Genomic DNA, 19,146 nt, shown 5'->3' with positions numbered 1-19,146 from the left:
AATGTTGATCTTGGACCGAAAGGCGATCTCATGCCATTGACCGAAATAGATGCGCACACCGCGCTGGTCGTCGTCGACCTGCAGGATGCGGTGGTAGCGCTGCCGACCGTGCACTCCGCGAAGTCGATTGTCGAGCAGTCGGCCCGGCTCGCCGACGCGTTCCGGAAACGCAATCTCCCGGTCGTGATCGTGACGGCAGCCGGTGTCGCGCCCGGCCGCACCGAGGCGAGCCGTGCTCGCGCGGCGGGCGGACAGTCCAGCCCGGCGGCCGCGAGTTCGGCGGCCGAGGCCGTCGCGCTGCTGTCCGAGTTGGGGCCGCGACCGGGTGACCACACCGTGGTCAAGCGAGTCTGGGGCGCGTTCCACGACCCCACGCTCGCGGGGTGGCTGCGCGAGCGCGAGATCACCCAGGTCGTCGTAACCGGGATCGCCACCAGCATGGGCGTCGAATCGACCGCGCGTGGTGCACACGAATACGGCTTCAACGTCACCATCGCCACCGATGCGGTAACCGATCTGGATCAGGAAGATCACGACTACGCGCTGCGCAAGGTGTTCCCCAAAATCGCGGAAACCGGTACCACCGACGAGATACTCGCCCTGGTCGAAAGCTCGACAATCAACGCATGAACCTCGCCGAGACCGCGGCTTGGACCGAACTCCGGACGCACCAGCACGACCTGCGCGAAACCCGGCTGCGCGACCTGTTCGACCAGGAACCCGGCCGCGGACCGGCGATGACCATCGAGCACAGTGGCCTGGTACTGGACTGCTCCAAGAACCTGCTCACCGCCGAAACACTCGACCTGCTCGTCGAATTGGCCGATGAGCGCGAACTCGGGACCGGTATCCGCGCCATGTTCACCGGAGAGCCGATCAACACCACCGAATCGCGGCCCGCACTGCATACCGCGCTGCGCGCACCCTGCACCACCTCGATCCGGCCACCACCCTGTTCGTGGTGTCGTCGAAAACCTTCACCACGATCGAAACGCTGACCAACGCCCGCACGGCCCGCGAGTGGCTACTGGCCGCGCTCGACGACCCGGCCGCCATCGCCCGGCACTTCGTCGCGGTATCGACCAATGCCCGTGAGGTCGCCGCGTTCGGTAGCGTCGAACTCGGAAAGGTCCTCGCCACAAAGATTTACACCGAACTCACCACGGATCAGCCGAGTGCGCACGACAGCTCGACAACCGCCTGGTGAATCGGTACCGGCACGCTCGAAAGTAACCGACGGATCCGCCCTACCGGCGGTGATCGCGGCAAGCCCACCAGGATGGCCGACCGTATCGCAGCGAGCGCGGCGCTAGCCGCCACCGATCGCGAAGGTCACGGAATACGCTGTCGCCCACAATGTTTGCCCGTTCAGATCGGTGTCAGCCCAGCAGTTCCCTCGCCTCGTCGAGCAGCAGCGGCAATGCGGGCAGCATGCGTTGGTGCATGTCGTTCCACTGGCCGGACTTGCGGGCGCGTTTGATCAGCAAGGCGGTCGCGGCGGACTCCTTGTATTTGGTCAGCGCCTCGAACCACGGCAGGTCCGGCAGGGCGGCGCCGCGCGCCTTCTGGTAGGCGTCGACCAGTTCCGCCTTGCCCGGCATGCCGGTCGGCTCATCGGATACCGACGCTGGATGCGCGGCATCGTCGGTGAAGAAGGTCAGCCAACTCACGTCGATCCTGGGGTCGCCGAGGGACCAGATTTCCCAGTCGATGATCGAGGTGATGCGGTCCGCTTCGCACAGTGTGTTGCCGAGCCGGTAGTCACCGTGGGTGAAGACCGGTGTCATGGCGGCGGGCACGGTGGCGTGCAGGCGGTCCGCGACTGCTTCGTACCCCGTGCGCAGATCGTCCGATACGGTGGTGAAAGCCCTTGTCCAGCGGTCGATCTCGGCGCCGAGGGAAACCACCGGCTCGGTCGCGAGCACGGTGCGCGCCGGGTTCACTCGATGCAGATCGGCGAGCATTACGGCCGCGTCGAAGGCGCGGGCCCGCACCTGGTCGGCGGGTACCGTGCCGCGCGGCACGAGCACCGGTTCGACGCAGGTACCTGGTACCAGATCCATGGCGACGAACGGCGGAACCGCCGGCGGTGCGCCCGCATCGTGGAACAGCACCTTCGGCACCCGCACCCCAGGCCGACCCGCCAGTGCTTCCATGATTCGAGCCTGGCGCAGGACATCTCGGTTGCGGACCGGCGCCAGACCGGGCGGCGCCACCTTCAGCACGACGCGCTCGTATCCGGTTGGGGCATCCGACAATTCGGCCACGTAGGTCAGGCTCGACGTCCCGCCGGTGAGTGGTTCGATGCCCACTACGGTCGCGCCAGGTGCCCAGTCGCGGACCGCGACAACGGTGCGCGCGGTCAGCTCCCGCACCAACTCCGAAGTATTCGCGACAACGCTCATGCTCACTCACCCTTGCCGTCGAGGGTGCTCACCCCGCGGTCGGCTGACGATCGGCCGTCAGCGCCGCGACGATATCCCGGCGCACCAGCTTGCCGGTCGCGGTGCGCGGCAGTTCCGGCCAGTACGTGATGCGATCGGGAGTCTTGGAGCCGCGCAATGTCTTTCGCACCTGCGCGCGCAGTAGTTCGGCATCGACGTCCACCCCGCTGCGCGGGACGACAACGGCCTCGATCCGTTGACCCCACTCCTCGTCGACCACACCGACGACGACCGCGTCGAGCACATCCGGATGCCGCAGCAGGACGTCCTCGATCTCGGCTGGCGCGATGTTCTCCGCGCCGCGGATGATGGTGTCGTCGACCCGGCCCTCGATGTAGAGATAGCCGTCGGCATCCACGCGGCCGTGGTCTCGGGTATCGAAGAAACCCCGTTCGTCGACCGAGGCACCGTGCCCGGCGTACTCACCGGAGACCTGTTCGCCACGCACCCAGATCTGGCCAGGCTCCCCTGCCGCGGCGAGACCACCGGATTCGGCGCGCACCTCGAGCTCGATACCGGGCACCGGCCGACCGGCCGAGCCGATGCGAGCGCGCACCGCGGGATCATCGCTGGCAACGGCCGCGCGATGCTCCTCGGGCCCGAGCACCGAGATCGTGGACGATGTCTCGGTCAACCCGTAGGCATTGACGAAATCGACATGCGGCCACTCCCGCAGCGCGGTCTCGATCACCCGCACCGGCATCTTGGCGCCGCCGTAGGCGAGCGAACGCAATGACGGGACCGAGCGGTCGAGCCCGTCGCCGTCCATGATCCGCGCGAGCATGGTCGGAACGACCATCGCATTCGAAATTCGCTGCTCGCGAACGAGTTCGAGCCACTGTTGCGGCGTGAACTGTTCGAGGGTGAGCACCCGACGCCCGGCATACAGGTTCGTCAAAACGTTGGATACGGCCGCGATGTGGTAGGGCGGCACGCTCATCAGCGCGGCCTCGTCGGCGTCCGCACCCGCGAATTCCACCGTGCCGAGCACATACGACACCAAGTTGTGGTGCCGCAGGACCACACCCTTCGGCGCGGAGGTCGTGCCACTGGTGTAGATCAACACCGCGGGTGTTTCGGGCGCGGCCGGAACCTCGTCACCATCGTCGAGACCGGCATCCGCCGCGGCAGCCAACCACTCTTGCGGGCTCCGCACCGACAGCCGCGCCCGGCGCAATGCCTCGGCCTGTTCGGGATCGGCGATACCGAGTGCGCGTGGATGATTCGCCAACAACGCGTCCAGTTGCTCCGCGCCGAGACGGTAGTTCACCGGCACCAGCGGCACACCCGCCTGTGCCGCCGCGAACAGGGCGACCGGGAAGGCCGGACCGTTGACGGCGAGGTACACAATCGCGTCGGCACCGGCCGCACGGACCACCCGCGCACCGCCGGCGGCCAACTCACGCAGCCGCACCGGCGTCAGTCCATCGGCGGTCCGCCCGATCACGATTCGGTCGCCGAAACCGTCGGCGGCCATATCCAACAGCATCGCTACGTTCATCGCTGCGCTCTCAGTCCGAGGCCGGCAGCGGCTTGGCGTTCTTGAGCGGCAACGCGACACCGTTCACCGCCAGCGTGCCCTGGCCCGCCTTGGTGCAGAGCAGTTCCACACCGAGTTCCTCATCGGCGTAGCGCTTGCCGAGCTGCGAACCACCGAGCTGTTCGGGATCGGCGGTGCCGGCGGGGATGCCGCCGGGGCCCTTCGGATCGACCATCGCCGCCCCGCCACAGGTGATCTCCAGATCGGCCTGCGGAGCGCGCACGACGATGACCGTCGTCGTGTCGACCGTGCTGGCGAGCGTCTGCCCCACACGTGGCTTCATCGCAACTTCCTCCGTAGATCTCGTCGTGCCATCTCGCCCCGACCGCCGTCGTCACGAACACATCCGGACGATCGAGACCAGAGAAGAGTATACGACTTATCTAGAATCTGCAGCAGCCCAAGAGTCGGGCCACGCGGCACTATTGCTTGCCTACCACATATTAAGCGGTTCGAATCGGACCGCGACCAGCGCGGCGCCAAATGCCGTCGATAGAACAATTTGTTACACTCTAATCCGGCCACTCCACGGAGGGCCGCATTCAGCCGACCCACGAACATCGGAGTTTCCGGATGGAGCTGAAAACCGTCCTGTTCGACGTGACCGACCACGTTGCGACGATCACCCTGAACCGACCGGAAGCCATGAACAGCTTCAACCAGGAGATGCTCGACGACTTCGACCGCATCTGGCAGCGGGTGAAGTTCGATGACGATATCCGTGTCGTCGTGCTGCGCGGAGCCGGTGACCGGGCGTTCTGCACCGGCATGGACGTCAAGCAGGGCTTCGACCGGCAGTCCAACGTCTGGTCGCAGACCGATCCCGGCGAGAAGTTGTCGCCGAAGCTCAACCAGGTGTGGAAACCGCTGGTCTGCGCGGTGCACGGAATGGCGGCCGGTGGCGCGTTCTACTGGCTGAACGAGGCCGACATCATCATCTGCGCGCAGGACGCGACCTTCTTCGACCCGCATGTCAGCTATGGGCTCACCGCCGCGCTGGAACCGATCGGGCTCGCGCGCCGCATTCCGCTGGGTGAGACATTGCGCATCGCGCTGCTCGGCCTGGACGAGCGTCTGTCCCCCGAGCGCGCCATGCAGATCGGCCTGGTCAGTGAGATACTGCCGCGCGATCAGCTCTGGGATCGCGCCGACGAGATCGCCCGCATCATCGCCGCCAAACCACCGGCCGCGATCCAGGGCACGGTCCGGGCGATCTGGGAGTCGCTCGATTCCACCCGCACCCACGCACTGCGCACCGGCCTGTCCTACACCCATATCGGCAACCCCATCGGCAAAGCCGAAGTCGACCGTGCCACGGTGCCCCGCAGCAAATGGACGCTGCGCTGACGCGCATCCACCACCGATCAGAGAAGTCCAAGAGGAGAATTCGATGAAGTTCGGTATGCCGTGGCCCGGCCGCGACGTCGGGAGGGAGGCCGAGCAGGCCGGTGTGGCAGCCTTCTGCACCGGTGACTTCGTCGACCACGACGCCTACCTCACCGTGGCCGAGATCGTCGCCCATACCGAACGCGCGCTGGTCGGTCCCGCCATCGCCTACGCCTTCGCCCGCACCCCGTACGCGCATGCCACCGCCATGCGGCAGCTGCACGGGCAAGCACCCGGTCGACTTTTCCTCGGCCTCGGCACCGCCGCCTTCCGGATCAACCGCGACTGGTTCGGCGTCCCCGCCGATCGCCCGGTCGATCGAATCGCCGAGACCATCGATGTGGTGCGCGCCTGGCTGCACGCGGAAAACGGCGAGAAGATCCAGTACTCCGGTGAGTTCTACTCGATAGACGCCGATGTCCGGGCCCCGGTGCTCGGCCGCCTCGATATCCCGGTACTGCTCGCGGGATTCAACAGCCGGATGGCCGCCACCGCGGGCCGGGTAGGCGACGGCGTGATCGGCCACGGCCTGTTCACCCGCACCTGGTGGAACGACATCGTGCGCCCGGCGGTCGATCGCGGGGCCACCGGTAGCGGCCGACGCCCACTCGAACACGGCTGGATCATCACCGCCATCGATGACAACGCGCCGGAACGTGCCATCGCCGACGCGCGCCGCATGATCGCCTTCTACCTCACCGTCAAGACCTACGACCCCTACGTCGCCCATCACGGTTGGGAAAGCCCTGTCGCGCAACTGCGCTCGGCATTCCGCGCGGGCGATACCGACGGCATGGTCAAGGCGGTCACCGACGAGATGCTCGCCGAGATCGCGCTCTGCGGGACCACCGCCGACGCCCGTGCGGCCCTCGCGCGCCGCGCCGACGCCCTGCCCCGCGATGTCGGCTATTTCGCCCCGCCCTCGTATCTGGTGAGTCCCAAACGTCGTGCGGCATATGCCCATTCCAGCCTCGCTCTGATCGGCACCACACCCTGAGCAAAGACGGCCGCGTTTGCACGCGGCCGCCTTCGACTCGATCAGTGCGTCAATACCGGGGCCTCGGCGTCCTGCGCGATAGGTGCGGGCAGTTGCTCGATCTTGCGGGGCAGCAGCACGGCGAGCAGCGCGCCGATGGCGCAGGCCACCGCGCCGATCAGGAATGCGACCTGGAATCCCCTATCGGTGTAGAGCACCGCGCCATGGGTCATTTCGAGCGGGATCGGCGCGATATAGGAATTGTTCAGCACGGTGAACGCGAGCACCGGCAAGACCGCCGCGACGACGCTCTGCGCGGCATTCGCGATACTCGCCGTGCTGGCTTGCAATTGCGGCGGAACCGCCTCGATCAACAGATTCGGAACCGATGCGTAGCCCAGCCCCATACCGGTGCCCGCCATACCCGCGAATACGAGCAGCAGTGCCTTGTCGTCGTGCTTTGCCGCGATGAGCACGAAAGCGAGTGCGAACAGCAGCAGGCCGACGATCATCAGCAACCGCGGCCGAACCCTGCGGCTGACCAGAATGCCGACGACCACACCGCCGACCACGACCATGCCGCCGATCGGGGCCTGGAAGATCGCGAATCCCTTTGCGCTGACACCGAATCCGTAACCCAGTCCGACGGCGGCGGGCGTCATCACCATCATCGGCAGCAGAATGGTGATGAGTGCACTGCAGCCGTAGCACATGGCGGAACCGATGGAGATCAGCAATACCGGCCGCCTGCGCAGCACGTCCAGATCGAGCAGCGGGTCACGCACGATCCCGGCCGATACCAACCAGCCCACCACGAGCACAACGCCGCCACCGAGGTAGGCGAGCGTCGAACCAGCTGTCCAGCCCCAGCTGGGACCGAAGCTGACCGCGACGAGTACCCCTGCGATGCCGAAACCGAGCAGCAGTGCACCGGCGAAGTCGATCCGCGACCGCACCCGCACGGTGGATTCACCGGTGGTGAGCGCGACCAGGGTGCCGAACACCGCGAGCCCGATCACGAACAACCAGAAGATGCTGCGGAAACCGTAGTCGTCGAGCAGCCAGCCGGTGATGAACGGCGCCGGTATCGCGATGAGTCCCAAACCACTGGTGGTAACGCTGACCGCGAGCGCGACCGTCTTCTTCGGGAACACATCCCGGATCAGCGAGTAGGCAAGGAAGACGCACGGCGTGAGCACGCCCATCAACGCCCGGCCTGCGATCATCATCGCGTAGCTGGTCGCGACCGCGGAGACCAGTGCGCCGAGCACCGAGACGGCGACACAGGCCAGCAATATTTTCCGCTTGCCGTACATATCGGCCAGCTTGCCGAGCAGCGGCCCCGTCACAGCCCCGACCAGGAGGAATGCCGTCAGCATCCAGGCGCCCTGGGTCGTCTGGAAATGCACGGAGATTTCCGGCACCGCCATCGACACCATCATGTAGCTGAGCGTGAGTATCTCGAGCGTCAGCACGATCGAGGCCAGGGAAAGCACCAGCCGCGGCGTCCATGTCTGTGCGGCGTCCGGCATCGGTGCGACATCGGGCGATTCTTCGAATTGCATTGCAGGGCTCATCGATCGAGTCCTTTCGGGGGCTGCCACGGAGCTCTCGTTTCCGACTCGCACCGAGCAATCGAGCCGTGGCTTTGGTTTGGTGATCGCATTCGCCCTGCTCGGAGTGGGGCGAAGACGTACGCGACAGCACACCCCCTGTGGGGCGGGTCACACAATCGACCTTTCCACTCAGCGGCAATTGGACAAACGACTCAGCCAATTCGGCTATTCAGTACACTTTTAAGGCGCGGTGTGCGGGCAGCGCCGCAGGTGAGCCTGCCCAGATGACCCACGCAGATCCGGCAATCAGGAGACCGAACATGACCACGGCGTACTCGTTCTCGACGCAGCTCTACATCGACGGGCACCGCACCGACGGCGAATCGGACGAGCTCATCAACGTGCGCAATCCCGCGACGGAGGAGACGATCGCCTACGTCCCACAGGCCTCGATCCCGGACGTGCGCCGCGCTGTCACGGCCGCGCGCAAGGCATTCGACGAAGGTCCCTGGCCGCGGATGAAGCCCGCCGAGCGGGCCGCGGTGCTGCTGCGCATGGCCGAGGAGATGGAGCGCCGCCTGCCTGAGCTCGTCGCGGTCAATATGGCCGAGGCGGGTTCGGTCCGCTCGTTGGCCGAGACCCTGCAGACCCGGGTGCCGGTGGCCCATCTGCGCGATATGGCCGAGCGCGTCATGCCTGCCTTCGCGTGGGAACGCCCGATGGAACCCACGATCGCCCCCGGTATCGGCATCTCCCAGGGACAGATCCGGCGCGAGGGCTTCGGGGTCTGCGCACTGATCGCGGCCTATAACTTTCCGTTCTTCCTCAGCATGATGAAGGTGGTCCCCGCCTTGGCCGCGGGTTGCACGGCCGTGCTGAAGCCCGCGCCGACCACCCCGCTGGAATCCTTGTTGATCGGTGACTTCGCCGATGCCGCCGGTCTGCCGGCGGGCGTGCTGAACATCGTGACCGGCGATGTCGACGCGGGCCGGGAGTTGACCACCAATCCGATGGTGGACCTGGTCAGCTTCACCGGATCGGACACCGTCGGACGAATGGTCTACACACAGGCGGCGAGCTCGATCAAGAAGGTCGTGCTCGAACTCGGCGGCAAGTCCGCGAATATCGTCCGCGCCGATGCCGACCTCGACGGAGCGGTCCGGTCCGCACTGATGGGCATCACGGTGCACGCGGGCCAGGGCTGCTCGATCCTGACCCGCACGATCGTGCACGAATCCGTTCACGACGAACTTGTCGCGCGGCTGCGCGTCGCCCTCGCCGGTGTCCGGGTCGGCGATCCGGCACAAGAATCCACCACGATGGGTCCGCTGATCACCGAGGCGCAGCGGGAGAAGGTAGAGAAGCTGATCCGCGTCGGCGAGGAGGAGGGCGCGCGGATCGTCGCCGGTGGCGGACGCCCGGCGGGCCTCGACAAGGGCTACTTCGTGGAGCCGACCCTCTTTGTCGATGTCGACAATTCGATGACGATCGCGCAGACCGAGTTTTTCGGCCCGGTCGGCGTCGTCATCCCGTTCCGAACCGACGACGAGGCGGTTCGCATCGCGAACGACAGCCCCTACGGTTTGGCCGGCGCCGTCTGGAGTGCCGACACCAAGGCCGCCTACGAAATCGCGACCCGGGTCCGTGCGGGCGGCATAGCCATCAACGGCGGCAGTGCGGGCGTCAACCCACGCACACCGTTCGGCGGATACAAGCAGAGCGGAATCGGCCGGGAGTGGGGCGAATTCGGCCTCGACGAATTCCTGCAGACCAAGGCCATCAGCTGGGCCGCCCGCTGATCGGCCCAGCTCGACTGTGTCACTGCCTGTTACGCTCCGCCGTGAAGTCACTGGTGTAGGGGGCGCGGACACGAAAGAACCCGGCATGAATGTAGACGTAGCCGCAGCGGTCAGCGAATTGCTGCCAACGCTGGCCGAACGGTCGGCGCAGGTCGACGAGTCCGGTGAGATACCGGCAGAGACGATGACCGATTTGATCGGTACGGGTATCTTCCGGCTGCTGCGACCGAAAACCCAGGGTGGGCTGGAGGCCGATCCGCTGGACTTCTACGACGCGGTCCGCACGGTCGCCACCGCGTGCGGCTCGACCGGGTGGGTGACCTCGGTACTCGGCTTGGCCCCTTGGCATGTGGCCCTTTTCGACGAGCGCGCGCAACGTGATGTGTGGTCGCAAGACCCGGACGCATTGATCTGCTCGTCCTACGCACCGGTCGGCAGATTCGTTCCGGTGGCCGGAGGTTATGAAGTCAGCGGCCATTGGCGCTTTGCCACCGGCTGCGCACACTCGTCGTGGGCGCTGCTCGGCGGCACCATCGTGGCCGAGAACGGCCAGCCGGTGGATATGGTCAGCGGGCTGGTGCCAAGTGCCGATTATCGGATGTCGAAGGTGTGGGATGCGGCCGGATTGCGCGGCGCGGGAAGTGACGATCTGTACGCCGAGCGGATTTTCGTTCCGGAGCATCGCGTAACGCGGTTCTACGACATCGCACGGCTGGAGAGCCCTGGACATAAGGCGAATCCCGGGCCCCTCTACCGAATGCCTTACGGCACTATGTACACCTACACGAACAGCTCACCGATGGTCGGCATGGCACAGGGTTGCCTCGATGTCTTTCTGAGCCGGATGCGCGACAGTAACCGGCTCAGTTTCGGTGGCGGCAGTATCACCGCGGATCAGCCGACAGCGGCTGCGCGCGCAAGCGCCGAAATCGACGCGGCCATCCTGCAGATGAGCCGGAGCCTTCGCGATCTGTACGAGTGCGTTTGTGCGCGACAGGAGATTCCGCTGGAGCTGCGGTTGCGTGCCCGTCGCGACCAGGCGTTGGGTGCCGAACGTGCGTTGACGTCGATCGATCTGGTGTTCGCGGCGACCGGCGGGATGCTGCTGCGCCGTCGCAATCCGATCGAGCGGGCCTGGCGCGACGCACATATCGCGGGCATCCACGCAACCAACAATGTCGGCACGGCGCTGACGATGTACGGGCGCGGCACATTCGGATTGCCGGTCGACGACATGATGGTCTGAATTCGGACCCGGTCACCACCAGCCGACGAGACGATCCATCAGTAGCGTCGCACTGGCAAGATAGTCGCCGTACCCGCCGCGGAAGAAGAGCAGCGGGGTCCGCACCGACTCGATATTGAGATCGCTGACCCGGCCCACGACCAGATGGTGGTCACCGATCTCGACCACCTTTTCGAGCGTGCAGTCGACCCATGCCACGATGCCGTCCAGCACCGGATTGCCCAGCGGCGAGGTTGTCCAGATCACGCCCTCGAACCGGTCCGGCGCGCGAGCCGACAACCGGCGTGAGGTCGGCTCCTGGTTGCCCGCGAGCGCGTTGGCGCAGAATCGACCCGCATCCTGGATCAGCGCCAGCGTCGACGAGTTCCGGTTCACCAGGAAAGACACCAGGGGCGGCTCGAGCGAAACCGATGTGAACGTGCCGACGATCATTCCGTGGGGACGACCGTCGGAGGCCGTGGTGGTAATCGCGACAACACTGGTCGGAAAATGTCCCAGCACATCGCGGAAGCGCCGTGCGCCCATCGACACCGGATCCGGAAGCGGACTCATAGGGGTCCTCACCTCTCTTGCGGAAGGATCGAGCCGACGGCCCACTGGAACGCAAGTTTGGTCAGGAAACCGGCTGGGCCTCTGGATGTTTCCGCTCAGCGGAAAGCGGCCCGGGTGCGTGCGAGGAACTCAGAACCACTCGCCGCGCTCGCCAAGCGCGAGGATTCGTCCGACGGTTTCGGTGAGTGCTGGCGCCTGTGGCTCATCCCGCACTACGACGGGTTCGAAGCGTGCCGAATGTTTGCGTGCGGTGTCGCCCATCAGCTTTTCCGAGATCGCCTGCGCGGTATTGGCGACCAGCGGCGCCAACCGCTCGAGCGGTGCGCGCACGTCACCGACGAGCGAAATCCCGCCGACCGGTCCCTTGGGACCGCGGACCGCCGCACCGACACAAGCGATGTGCTGGAAGCACTCACCGCGATCGAAAGCCAGACCGCGGCGCGCTCGAATGCGAATCAACTCCTGATGCAGGACCTCGAGATCGCCGATGCTGTGCGCGGTCCGCTTGACCAGGACATCGCGGTATAGATCATCGATCTGTTCGGGCGACAGCCAGGCGAGCATGCTCTTTCCGACGGCTGTGCAGTGTGCGGGCACCCGGCCACCGACGACGGAAGGCACCTGGACGGCCGCTTTGCCCCCGAACTTGTCCAGGTAGTACGCCTCCGCGCCATCCAGAACGGCAAGGTGCACCACCATTTCCGTGCGCACCGACAGGTTGTGCAGGAGCGGGAACGCCGCTGTCCGCAGCGCACCGTGCCCCTCTTCCCGGCCGCCGAATCCGAGCGCCCGTTGACCGAGGCCGTAGTCACGACCGTTGCGCTCGAGCCAACGCAGCCGAACCAGCTGTTCCAGGATGCGATGGGTCGTCGAACGCGGCAGATTGGCGCGTCCGGCGACATCCTCGAGCGAGAGCCGGATCTGCGGACCACCGAACGAATCCATGATCAGTGTCATCCGCTCGACCATCGACGGTGGCGCCTCGTGCCGTTCGGAGGTGGCGACCGCATTGTCATTCACCACTGAGGCCATTGGCCAGCCTCCTTCTTGGAGCTCGAACCTCAGGCGCGAGTGTAGCGAAAGACAGCCGGTTTGAGGCGGTGATATCGGAATTAAGTTTCCTCTTTAGGGTCGATATCGCCGATGTCGATCGGTCCGCCGCAGGCCGCGGCGAGCAGGCCCGAGAAATCGACGCCGGAATCGGTCAATGCGGCTGCGCATGCGGCGACGTCCTTGTGCAGAAAAGGTGCGACCGCGGCGGCGAAGGATTTCGATCCGCCACGATCGGCGATATAGCGTCCGGCAGTGGTGCCGCCGCTGCTGACCGCGAGCGCCTCGAGCATCACACCTTCGGCTATCCCAACACCACGGCCCAATGTCAGACCTTGCAGGGTCAGCTGCGAGACCGCGGCGAACAGCAGGTTGTTGATCAACTTCACCCGCAGCGCCGAACCCCGCGCACCGGTTTCGAGGACGGTTCCGGCATAGCAATCGACGACCGTGCGCGCGATCGCGACGTCTTCGGGTGTGCCACCGAGAAAGACCACCAGCTCCCCGGCACGCACCGCCTCCGGTGTGCCACTGAATGTCGCGTCCACGACCGCGGCTCGTCCGGTCGGTGCGAACCGGTCCAGACTGTGCAGCACCTCCGGCGTCCCGGTGGTGTGCGACAGCAGTATCGTGCCCTCGGCCATGGCGCCGACAACCTCGGGCAGCAGCGTGGATATCTGATCGTCGCCGAACAGGCAGCTGACCACGACATCCGCGGCCGCGATATCCCGGATCCGATCGACGGGCTCCGCGCCGAGTGCAGCCAGCCGGTCGCGCACCTCCGGCCGCCGCGCGTACAGCCGGACCCGATGCCCGGCCGCCAGTAGTCGCTCCACCATCGCCGCACCGATGCGTCCTGCGCCGATGAATCCGATCGTCGGTGCCGTCATGATCGGTTCCGTTGCTCGCGCACGATATCGAGCAGTTCCATCCGGCTCACCTTGCTCGATGGCGTGCGCGGCAGCTGGTCCAGGACCACGACATGCACCGGCACTTCGTACGGCAGCAGGTGTGCACGACAGAGCGCCACGAGTTCGTCGCTGTCAGGCGGGATCAGTCCCGGTTCGATTTCGATCGCGGCGACGGGCACATGTCCGAGCCGGGGGTCGGGCAGTCCGGCCACCGCTGCCTCGCGCACCGCCACGTGCGACTCCAGCACCCGCTTGACGGTATCCGGCTGGATCTTGAAGCCACCGCGGATGATGGCGTCGTCGGCACGTCCGTCGATCCAGAGGAAGCCGTCGAGATCGATCCGCGCCAGATCGCTGGTCTGAACCCACTCTCCGGCGCCTTCCGCAGTCTGCGCGGTACGGACCTCGAGCCGTCCGGTCGTCCAACCGCCGAGCTCGACGCCGTCCTCGCCGGTGACTCGCAACTCGACGCCGGGGAAGGCGCGACCGGCGCTGCCTGCCTTCAGGTCCCACCACTGTTCGTGCAACGCCAGCGTCCAGCCGGCCACCGCGCCCGCGAATTCGGTTGCCCCATAGGTCATCAGCACCGGGATGCCATATGTGCGAAAGAAGGAGTCCGCCAACTCTTTCGGACACGGCGCGGTCCCGGACGTGACGACCTGCAGGCTCGACAGTCGGTCCCGCGACACTCCTGAGTCGAGTACGGCCCGCAGCGCGGCGGGCACCAGGCTCACGGCCCGCAACCGGTGCCGCTGCACGGCACTGATCCACGGTTCCAGGACGAACTTGGGCATGAGAATCATCCGCCGGCCCATGGCGAGGCACGCCAATGCCCGCCACAGGCCGCCGATATGCACGAGCGGCGCGTTCACCAGCACCGCGGACCGGGACAGCAACCGGTCTCCTCGCGCCGTCTGCCCACCGGAAGCCAGTGCCTGATCCAACTGCACGGTCCGCAGATGCACCCGCTTGGGCACACCGGTCGTCCCCGAAGTGAGCATTTCCACGACTGTGCCCGGATTGGTCACGGCGCAGGCACGGACCTGGCCGCCCACTCGCCGAACCGAGCCGTCGTCGCGCAGTTCCAGCGCGATACCGGCCGCCGTGGCGGCATCGAGCACGCCGTCACGGGCGAGCAGCTCGGATCCGCACACCACCGCGGGCAGATCACACGCGATGATGTCGGCGGCCAGCCGCGGCGCGGGCTGCAGCGGTGCGAGCAGTACGACGCATCGACCGGACGCGATCAGCGAGGTCACGACCGCGACATGCTCGGGCCGGTTCTCCAGGACCACACCGACTCGGGATCCAGCATCGAGACCGACGGATTCCAGCGCATCGACAACCGAGCGCGCGGTCGCCTGGATCCGCCCCCAGGTCCACCAGATCTCCTCGTGCTCGATCGCTTCGGCGTCGGCCGGAGCCTCGGCAAGCAGCCGGGTCAGCTGGTCGCGAATTCCCACGTTGGTAATGCCTTTCGACGGTCCGAGTCCAGCTCGGCGTGAATTTCGATCGTGTCGTCATGCACCTGCCCGGCCGTGGTTCACCACTCGAGGCGCAAGGACATCAAGCCGTACATATTTCCGGTCTGCTCGAGCTGCTGCCCCGGGGCGATCCGGTAGTCCGGAATTCGCTTGTGCCATTCCTCCATCGCGACATTCAGCTCCAGCCGCGCCAGGTGCGAACCCAAGCAGCGGTGCGGACCCGAACCGAAAGCGATGTGGTTGTTCGCCGTGCGATGCAGATCCACCTCATGCGGATTGTCGAACCGTTCGGCGTCCCGATTGCTCACCGCGAGCGGAAGCATCACCATGTCGCCGGATTTCACCGGACAGCCGCCGATCTCGGTGTCCCGCGTCGCCTTTCGTGCCGGGATGACGAACGAATAGACGCGCAGGACTTCCTCGACGCCGTTGGCGATCAGCGTCGGATCGGCCACCATGGCCGCGCGCTGTTCAGGGTGTGCGGCGAAGTGATACATGGCCCAGCCGATCGCGATGGGGACCGTGTCGAAACCCGCCTGGAACATCAGGATGCAGAACGCGTGCATATCGGCGTCGCTGAGGAGCTCACCATCGATGCGCCAGGTCATCATGCGCGACAGCAGATCATCGCGCGGGGCCTCGCGACGCAGCGCGATCTGTTCTCCGAAATAGGCCGACGCGGCGGTCATCGCGGCAATTTGCCGACTGTGGTCGGGATCCTCGGCGTGCGGCACGTGCAGCATCTCGTGCACCCATTCCAGGAATTGCTCCAGATCCTGCTCGGGCAGGCCCATCAGCCGCATGAAGATCAGGGTCGGGAACCGGCGCGCGAACTCGTCGAGGACGTCCGCACCACCCTTGGGCAGCAGCCGGTCGATCATGTCCGCCGCGATCTTCCGGATCTCCGGCTCGCGGGCGGCGACCCACTTGGGCCCGAACTCGCTGCCGAGCAGTCGCCGCCACTTGGTGTGCAAAGGCGGATCCAGCATCTCCGGAATCCACAGGAACTTCGGATTCGGCTCCAGGACCGTCACCGAGGTACTGGAGAATGTGCGCCAGTCCTGCAGCGCCTCTTGGATCGCCTGGCCGTCCGTGATGACCCAATATCCCTGTGCGACAGTGCTCCTGAACGCGGAGTGGGTGCCGGCGAGCCGGTCCCACTGCTCATGATGGCTCAGCAGTGGACCGGATAGGCGATTGTCGAAATAGTAGGCGGGCACACCGTCATGGGTGCCCTGGGATTCGAGCGTCATACCGATCCTCTCACAACCCGGCCGACGGTGTGGTCGACAGGAACGCGCCGCCCGGACCGACATCGAGGGCCTCGCCGTACCACGTCTGCCCCCACTGCAATTCGGGGATCTTCCACTCGAGCGCCTGCCAGTCCGGATCGAAGATGAGGTATCCGCCGGAGTACAGCTCGACCCGGTGACCGGAGCCGGGATCGTGGATGTACAGGTACATCGCCTGACCGATGCCGTGCTTGCCCGGACCGTGCCCGAAGTCGATCTCGAGATCACGGATCTCATCGACCGCCCGCAGAATGTCGTGGTAGTTCTCGATATTGAAGGCGACGTGGTGGAACCGGCCGTTGGCCTCCTCCGCGTTCACACCGATCGCGATATCGTGCACCTGCGGCGTCACCGACAGCCACGAGGCCAGGATGGTCTCCGGGAACTGCGGGATCATCGCGAACTCCCGGCGCTTGAACCCCAGCGCATTGCGCAGCCAACCCTCGGCCTGGTTCACCGTGGTCGGGCTGCACTGCACGTTCAGATGGTCCAGCCGCCGGACACCGAAACCGCGACGGCGCGAACTGTTGCTGAGCAGCTTCGAGCGCAATTCCGGTGGGGCAACCGGCTTTTCGATGTCGTAGTAGAGCTCGAACGGATGCTCACTGCCGGGGACCAGGAAACGGATCGCGGTGCCGCGGCCGAGTTCGTGATCGGCGGGCAGCTCCACCGCCTCGATCTCGGCCTCGGTCAGCTGCTTGTGGAACAGCTCGACATCCTGGGGCCGCTTCACCCGGAAGCTGTAACTGTTCACCCGTGCCTCGTCCTGCTGGGTCAGCACCAGCGAGTGGTGCACCAGTTCCTGATACCCGCGCAGATAGGCCACGCCATCGGATTCGGCGACCACCTCCATGCCCAGCAGGTCCCGGAAGAACCAGATCGAACGCCGCAGATCCGGCGTCCCCAGGTTCAGGCCACCGGCGTGGGCAATCTGCGGGCCGGGATCGTAGTCGTGCGAACCAGCCATGCGAGCTCTCCTTCGAGTCGGAATGTCCTGCTGGCTGGCTAGTTTGCGGAGGAACCGGGCAGCACAGGCCGGACTTTCCGAACACTGGGACGCGCCGGATTCCGACGAGCCGCCACGAACGGCTCCCGCACCACGACCCGTGCCATCCCGCTCAGCGGAATCTCACCCTCTGCTCCGCATAGTCGGCCGCACACTCGACGAACTCGCCAGCCGCACGATCTCGCGTCGCGACCGGCTGCGATACACCCGCGGTTGCACGTTCGGGCGCGGCGGCGACAGCCTGCGTCACCACGCAGAGCCGAAGCACCTCGATTCGACAAGGAGAACACAATGCCCGCTGACGAGGAAACCTACGATGTCGTGGTCGTCGGCTCCGGAGGAGGTGGCCTGATCGGCGCCTACGCGGCCGCCGCCCGCGGGCTGCGCACGCTGGTGCTGGAGAAGACCGCGCTGATCGGTGGCACGACCTCGTATTCCGGTGCGGGACTATGGTTTCCGGGCAGCGCCCCGATCTCGCGGGCGGGCATCGAGGATGATCCCGAGGCCGCGCGCACCTACCTGCGCGACGTTGTCGCCGACAATTCGCGCGAGCCACTGCAGGATGCCTACCTGCGGACCGCGCCCCAACTGATCGACGACCTCGAGCAGAACCCGCTGTTCGGGTCCTTCGCCTATCAGCCCGTGCCCGAATACTTCTACGGGCGTCCCGGATCGACGGCGACCGGGCGAACCGTATTCCCGCAGGAGATCTCGGTCGCCGAACTCGCAGACCTCGCCCCGCTCATCCGCCGATCCGTCCCCGAAGAGCGCTGGGGCATCGACGAAGGACCGGTACTCGTCGGCGGCCGCGCACTGATCGGCCGGGCGCTGAAGGCATTCCTGGCAACGGGCAACGGCTCCTACCTGCTCGAGACCGCCCTCACCGAACTGCTGGTCGAGGACGGCCGCGTCACCGGTGTGGTGGCGGTCAGTGGCGGCGAGCGCCGCACATTCCGCGCGACCCGCGGCGTGATCCTGGCCGCCGGCGGTTTCGAACACAACCGCGAGATGCGCGAGCAGTATTCACCCGTGCCGCTCACCGGCGAATGGTCCCACGGCGCGCCGGCGAACACCGGTGACGCGATTCTGGCCGGCCGCGCGATCGGCGCGGCCACCGACCTGCTCGACGAGGCCTGGTACGTCCCCGGAGTGGTGCAGCCCGACGGTCGGCCCGTCTTCCATACCGGCACCCGCGGCGGGATCTGGGTCAATGCCGAGGGCGAGCGCTTCATGAACGAGACGCAGCCCTACGACCGCGCCGGGCACGAAATGGCCCGGCTGCAACGCGAAACCGGCGTTACGCACAGCACCGCGCACTGGGTATTCGACCACCGGCAGCTCGAGCGCGACGGCTTCGGCGGCGACCCGGAGCAGCCGGTGCGTCCGGAATGGTTCGCGTCCGGCGCCCTGCGCCGCGCCGAAACCCTCGAAGAATTGGCCGAACTGATCGGCGTGCCGCCGGAGAAACTGCGCAAGTCGATCGAGGAGTACAACGGCTATTCGAAATCCGGTGTCGACGAACGTTTCCACCGCGGCGAGGCGCCGTGGGACCAGATGTTCCAGTACATCGTCGGATACCCGGCCGATCCCCGGCAGAACTACCTCGTGCCGCTGGCGACCGACCTCCCCAACCCGTTGCTCATCCCCGTCGACACCCCGCCTTACTACGCGGCCACAGTTGTGCTGTCCGATATCGGAACCAAGGGTGGTCTCGTGACCGACGCGCACGCTCGCGTACTCCGCTCGGACGCAACGCCGATCGAAGGTCTCTACGCGACCGGCAACACCATGGCCGCGATGTCGGGCAGCGCGTACCCCGGTGCCGGCACACCGATCGGTTCGAGCCTCGTCTTCGCCTATCTCGCCGCGCTCGACCTCGCCGGACCAACCGCTTAGGAGTCGGC

The 19,146-nt window shown here is 66.2% G+C and carries 18 protein-coding genes; 8 read left to right on the top strand and 10 right to left on the bottom strand.

Annotation, left to right across the window (positions count from 1 at the left end):
* Window positions 1-30: 30 nt before the first annotated feature.
* From ACQPYR_RS13985 to ACQPYR_RS13975, 3 genes are read left to right on the top strand one after another with little or no spacing between them, the layout of a single operon-like run.
* A complete protein-coding gene (locus ACQPYR_RS13985; RefSeq protein ID WP_433632129.1) occupies window positions 31-630 on the top strand; it encodes a cysteine hydrolase family protein in 600 nt (199 codons plus the stop codon).
* Window positions 627-998 (top strand): hypothetical protein, encoded by a 372-nt coding sequence (locus ACQPYR_RS13980; RefSeq protein WP_433632126.1) that lies wholly within the window; start codon window positions 627-629, stop codon window positions 996-998. The genes ACQPYR_RS13985 and ACQPYR_RS13980 overlap by 4 nt, the downstream gene beginning before the upstream one ends.
* The gene (locus ACQPYR_RS13975; RefSeq protein WP_433632123.1) at window positions 962-1,207 is read left to right on the top strand and encodes a hypothetical protein; all 246 of its coding nucleotides are present in this window, start codon (window positions 962-964) and stop codon (window positions 1,205-1,207) included. The genes ACQPYR_RS13980 and ACQPYR_RS13975 overlap by 37 nt, the downstream gene beginning before the upstream one ends.
* A 172-nt stretch (window positions 1,208-1,379) precedes the next feature.
* Here ACQPYR_RS13975 and ACQPYR_RS13970 read toward each other — a convergent pair whose 3' ends face one another.
* Genes ACQPYR_RS13970 through ACQPYR_RS13960 form a run of 3 tightly spaced genes read right to left on the bottom strand, consistent with a single transcriptional unit; the run spans window position 1,380 to window position 4,267 of the window.
* Window positions 1,380-2,405, bottom strand: coding sequence for a phosphotransferase family protein (locus ACQPYR_RS13970; RefSeq protein ID WP_433632120.1), 1,026 nt, complete (start codon window positions 2,403-2,405; stop codon window positions 1,380-1,382).
* Window positions 2,406-2,433: 28 nt separating this feature from the next.
* Window positions 2,434-3,945 (bottom strand): class I adenylate-forming enzyme family protein, encoded by a 1,512-nt coding sequence (locus ACQPYR_RS13965; protein ID WP_433632117.1) that lies wholly within the window; start codon window positions 3,943-3,945, stop codon window positions 2,434-2,436.
* Window positions 3,946-3,955: 10 nt separating this feature from the next.
* Window positions 3,956-4,267, bottom strand: coding sequence for a hypothetical protein (locus ACQPYR_RS13960; RefSeq protein ID WP_433632114.1), 312 nt, complete (start codon window positions 4,265-4,267; stop codon window positions 3,956-3,958).
* Window positions 4,268-4,557: 290 nt separating this feature from the next.
* Between ACQPYR_RS13960 and ACQPYR_RS13955 the strand changes: the two genes are divergently transcribed.
* The gene (locus tag ACQPYR_RS13955) at window positions 4,558-5,331 is read left to right on the top strand and encodes an enoyl-CoA hydratase/isomerase family protein (RefSeq protein ID WP_433632111.1); all 774 of its coding nucleotides are present in this window, start codon (window positions 4,558-4,560) and stop codon (window positions 5,329-5,331) included.
* Between the two features lie 43 nt (window positions 5,332-5,374).
* Complete coding sequence (locus ACQPYR_RS13950) at window positions 5,375-6,367, top strand: LLM class flavin-dependent oxidoreductase (RefSeq protein WP_433632108.1); 993 nt, start codon at window positions 5,375-5,377, stop codon at window positions 6,365-6,367.
* Between the two features lie 41 nt (window positions 6,368-6,408).
* On the opposite strand, the gene ACQPYR_RS13945 is transcribed toward ACQPYR_RS13950, so the two are convergent.
* Window positions 6,409-7,923, bottom strand: coding sequence for an MFS transporter (locus tag ACQPYR_RS13945; protein ID WP_433632105.1), 1,515 nt, complete (start codon window positions 7,921-7,923; stop codon window positions 6,409-6,411).
* Between the two features lie 299 nt (window positions 7,924-8,222).
* On the opposite strand from ACQPYR_RS13945, the gene ACQPYR_RS13940 reads away from it, so the two are divergent.
* Window positions 8,223-9,701: an aldehyde dehydrogenase family protein gene (locus tag ACQPYR_RS13940; RefSeq protein WP_433632102.1), complete on the top strand. Its 1,479-nt coding sequence runs from the start codon at window positions 8,223-8,225 to the stop codon at window positions 9,699-9,701.
* A gap of 85 nt (window positions 9,702-9,786) precedes the next feature.
* The gene (gene hsaA / locus ACQPYR_RS13935; RefSeq protein WP_433632099.1) at window positions 9,787-10,947 is read left to right on the top strand and encodes a 3-hydroxy-9,10-secoandrosta-1,3,5(10)-triene-9,17-dione monooxygenase oxygenase subunit; all 1,161 of its coding nucleotides are present in this window, start codon (window positions 9,787-9,789) and stop codon (window positions 10,945-10,947) included.
* Window positions 10,948-10,959: 12 nt separating this feature from the next.
* Here hsaA and ACQPYR_RS13930 read toward each other — a convergent pair whose 3' ends face one another.
* The 6 genes from ACQPYR_RS13930 to ACQPYR_RS13905 all read right to left on the bottom strand — a co-directional run bounded on the left by ACQPYR_RS13930 (window position 10,960) and on the right by ACQPYR_RS13905 (window position 17,203).
* Window positions 10,960-11,499, bottom strand: coding sequence for a flavin reductase family protein (locus tag ACQPYR_RS13930; protein WP_433632097.1), 540 nt, complete (start codon window positions 11,497-11,499; stop codon window positions 10,960-10,962).
* A gap of 129 nt (window positions 11,500-11,628) precedes the next feature.
* The gene (locus ACQPYR_RS13925; RefSeq protein ID WP_433632094.1) at window positions 11,629-12,531 is read right to left on the bottom strand and encodes an IclR family transcriptional regulator; all 903 of its coding nucleotides are present in this window, start codon (window positions 12,529-12,531) and stop codon (window positions 11,629-11,631) included.
* 80 nt (window positions 12,532-12,611) lie between these two features.
* Window positions 12,612-13,439, bottom strand: a complete 828-nt coding sequence (locus tag ACQPYR_RS13920; protein WP_433632091.1) for an NAD(P)-dependent oxidoreductase — start codon at window positions 13,437-13,439, stop codon at window positions 12,612-12,614.
* Window positions 13,436-14,923, bottom strand: a complete 1,488-nt coding sequence (locus ACQPYR_RS13915) for a class I adenylate-forming enzyme family protein (protein WP_433632089.1) — start codon at window positions 14,921-14,923, stop codon at window positions 13,436-13,438. The genes ACQPYR_RS13920 and ACQPYR_RS13915 overlap by 4 nt, the downstream gene beginning before the upstream one ends.
* An 80-nt stretch (window positions 14,924-15,003) precedes the next feature.
* A complete protein-coding gene (locus ACQPYR_RS13910) occupies window positions 15,004-16,197 on the bottom strand; it encodes a cytochrome P450 (RefSeq protein WP_433632087.1) in 1,194 nt (397 codons plus the stop codon).
* Between the two features lie 10 nt (window positions 16,198-16,207).
* Window positions 16,208-17,203, bottom strand: a complete 996-nt coding sequence (locus ACQPYR_RS13905; RefSeq protein ID WP_433632084.1) for a VOC family protein — start codon at window positions 17,201-17,203, stop codon at window positions 16,208-16,210.
* A 330-nt stretch (window positions 17,204-17,533) separates the two neighbouring features.
* Between ACQPYR_RS13905 and ACQPYR_RS13900 the strand changes: the two genes are divergently transcribed.
* Window positions 17,534-19,138 carry an FAD-dependent oxidoreductase gene (locus ACQPYR_RS13900; protein ID WP_433632081.1) on the top strand — a complete coding sequence of 535 codons (1,605 nt, stop codon included), beginning with the start codon at window positions 17,534-17,536 and terminating at the stop codon, window positions 19,136-19,138.
* The last annotated feature ends 8 nt before the right edge of the window (window positions 19,139-19,146 follow it).

Origin of the sequence: Nocardia sp. CA-120079 (assembly GCF_050955745.1) — a bacterium.
In the GTDB taxonomy this organism is placed as follows: domain Bacteria; phylum Actinomycetota; class Actinomycetes; order Mycobacteriales; family Mycobacteriaceae; genus Nocardia.
This window is presented reverse-complemented; position numbering and strand designations above follow the sequence as displayed.

Excerpts from the sequence above, each read along its gene's own strand:
- ACQPYR_RS13940 (WP_433632102.1), top strand. The coding sequence starts at position 8,223 with ATGACCACGGCGTACTCGTTCTCGACGCAGCTCTACATCGACGGGCAC.
- ACQPYR_RS13955 (WP_433632111.1), top strand. The coding sequence starts at position 4,558 with ATGGAGCTGAAAACCGTCCTGTTCGACGTGACCGACCACGTTGCGACG.
- ACQPYR_RS13970 (WP_433632120.1), bottom strand. The coding sequence starts at position 2,405 with ATGAGCGTTGTCGCGAATACTTCGGAGTTGGTGCGGGAGCTGACCGCG.
- ACQPYR_RS13905 (WP_433632084.1), bottom strand. The coding sequence starts at position 17,203 with ATGGCTGGTTCGCACGACTACGATCCCGGCCCGCAGATTGCCCACGCC.
- ACQPYR_RS13930 (WP_433632097.1), bottom strand. The coding sequence starts at position 11,499 with ATGAGTCCGCTTCCGGATCCGGTGTCGATGGGCGCACGGCGCTTCCGC.
- ACQPYR_RS13980 (WP_433632126.1), top strand. The coding sequence starts at position 627 with ATGAACCTCGCCGAGACCGCGGCTTGGACCGAACTCCGGACGCACCAG.
- ACQPYR_RS13920 (WP_433632091.1), bottom strand. The coding sequence starts at position 13,439 with ATGACGGCACCGACGATCGGATTCATCGGCGCAGGACGCATCGGTGCG.
- ACQPYR_RS13900 (WP_433632081.1), top strand. The coding sequence starts at position 17,534 with ATGCCCGCTGACGAGGAAACCTACGATGTCGTGGTCGTCGGCTCCGGA.
- ACQPYR_RS13945 (WP_433632105.1), bottom strand. The coding sequence starts at position 7,923 with ATGAGCCCTGCAATGCAATTCGAAGAATCGCCCGATGTCGCACCGATG.
- ACQPYR_RS13925 (WP_433632094.1), bottom strand. The coding sequence starts at position 12,531 with ATGGCCTCAGTGGTGAATGACAATGCGGTCGCCACCTCCGAACGGCAC.
- ACQPYR_RS13965 (WP_433632117.1), bottom strand. The coding sequence starts at position 3,945 with ATGAACGTAGCGATGCTGTTGGATATGGCCGCCGACGGTTTCGGCGAC.
- ACQPYR_RS13960 (WP_433632114.1), bottom strand. The coding sequence starts at position 4,267 with ATGAAGCCACGTGTGGGGCAGACGCTCGCCAGCACGGTCGACACGACG.
- ACQPYR_RS13985 (WP_433632129.1), top strand. The coding sequence starts at position 31 with ATGCCATTGACCGAAATAGATGCGCACACCGCGCTGGTCGTCGTCGAC.
- ACQPYR_RS13910 (WP_433632087.1), bottom strand. The coding sequence starts at position 16,197 with ATGACGCTCGAATCCCAGGGCACCCATGACGGTGTGCCCGCCTACTAT.
- ACQPYR_RS13950 (WP_433632108.1), top strand. The coding sequence starts at position 5,375 with ATGAAGTTCGGTATGCCGTGGCCCGGCCGCGACGTCGGGAGGGAGGCC.
- hsaA (WP_433632099.1), top strand. The coding sequence starts at position 9,787 with ATGAATGTAGACGTAGCCGCAGCGGTCAGCGAATTGCTGCCAACGCTG.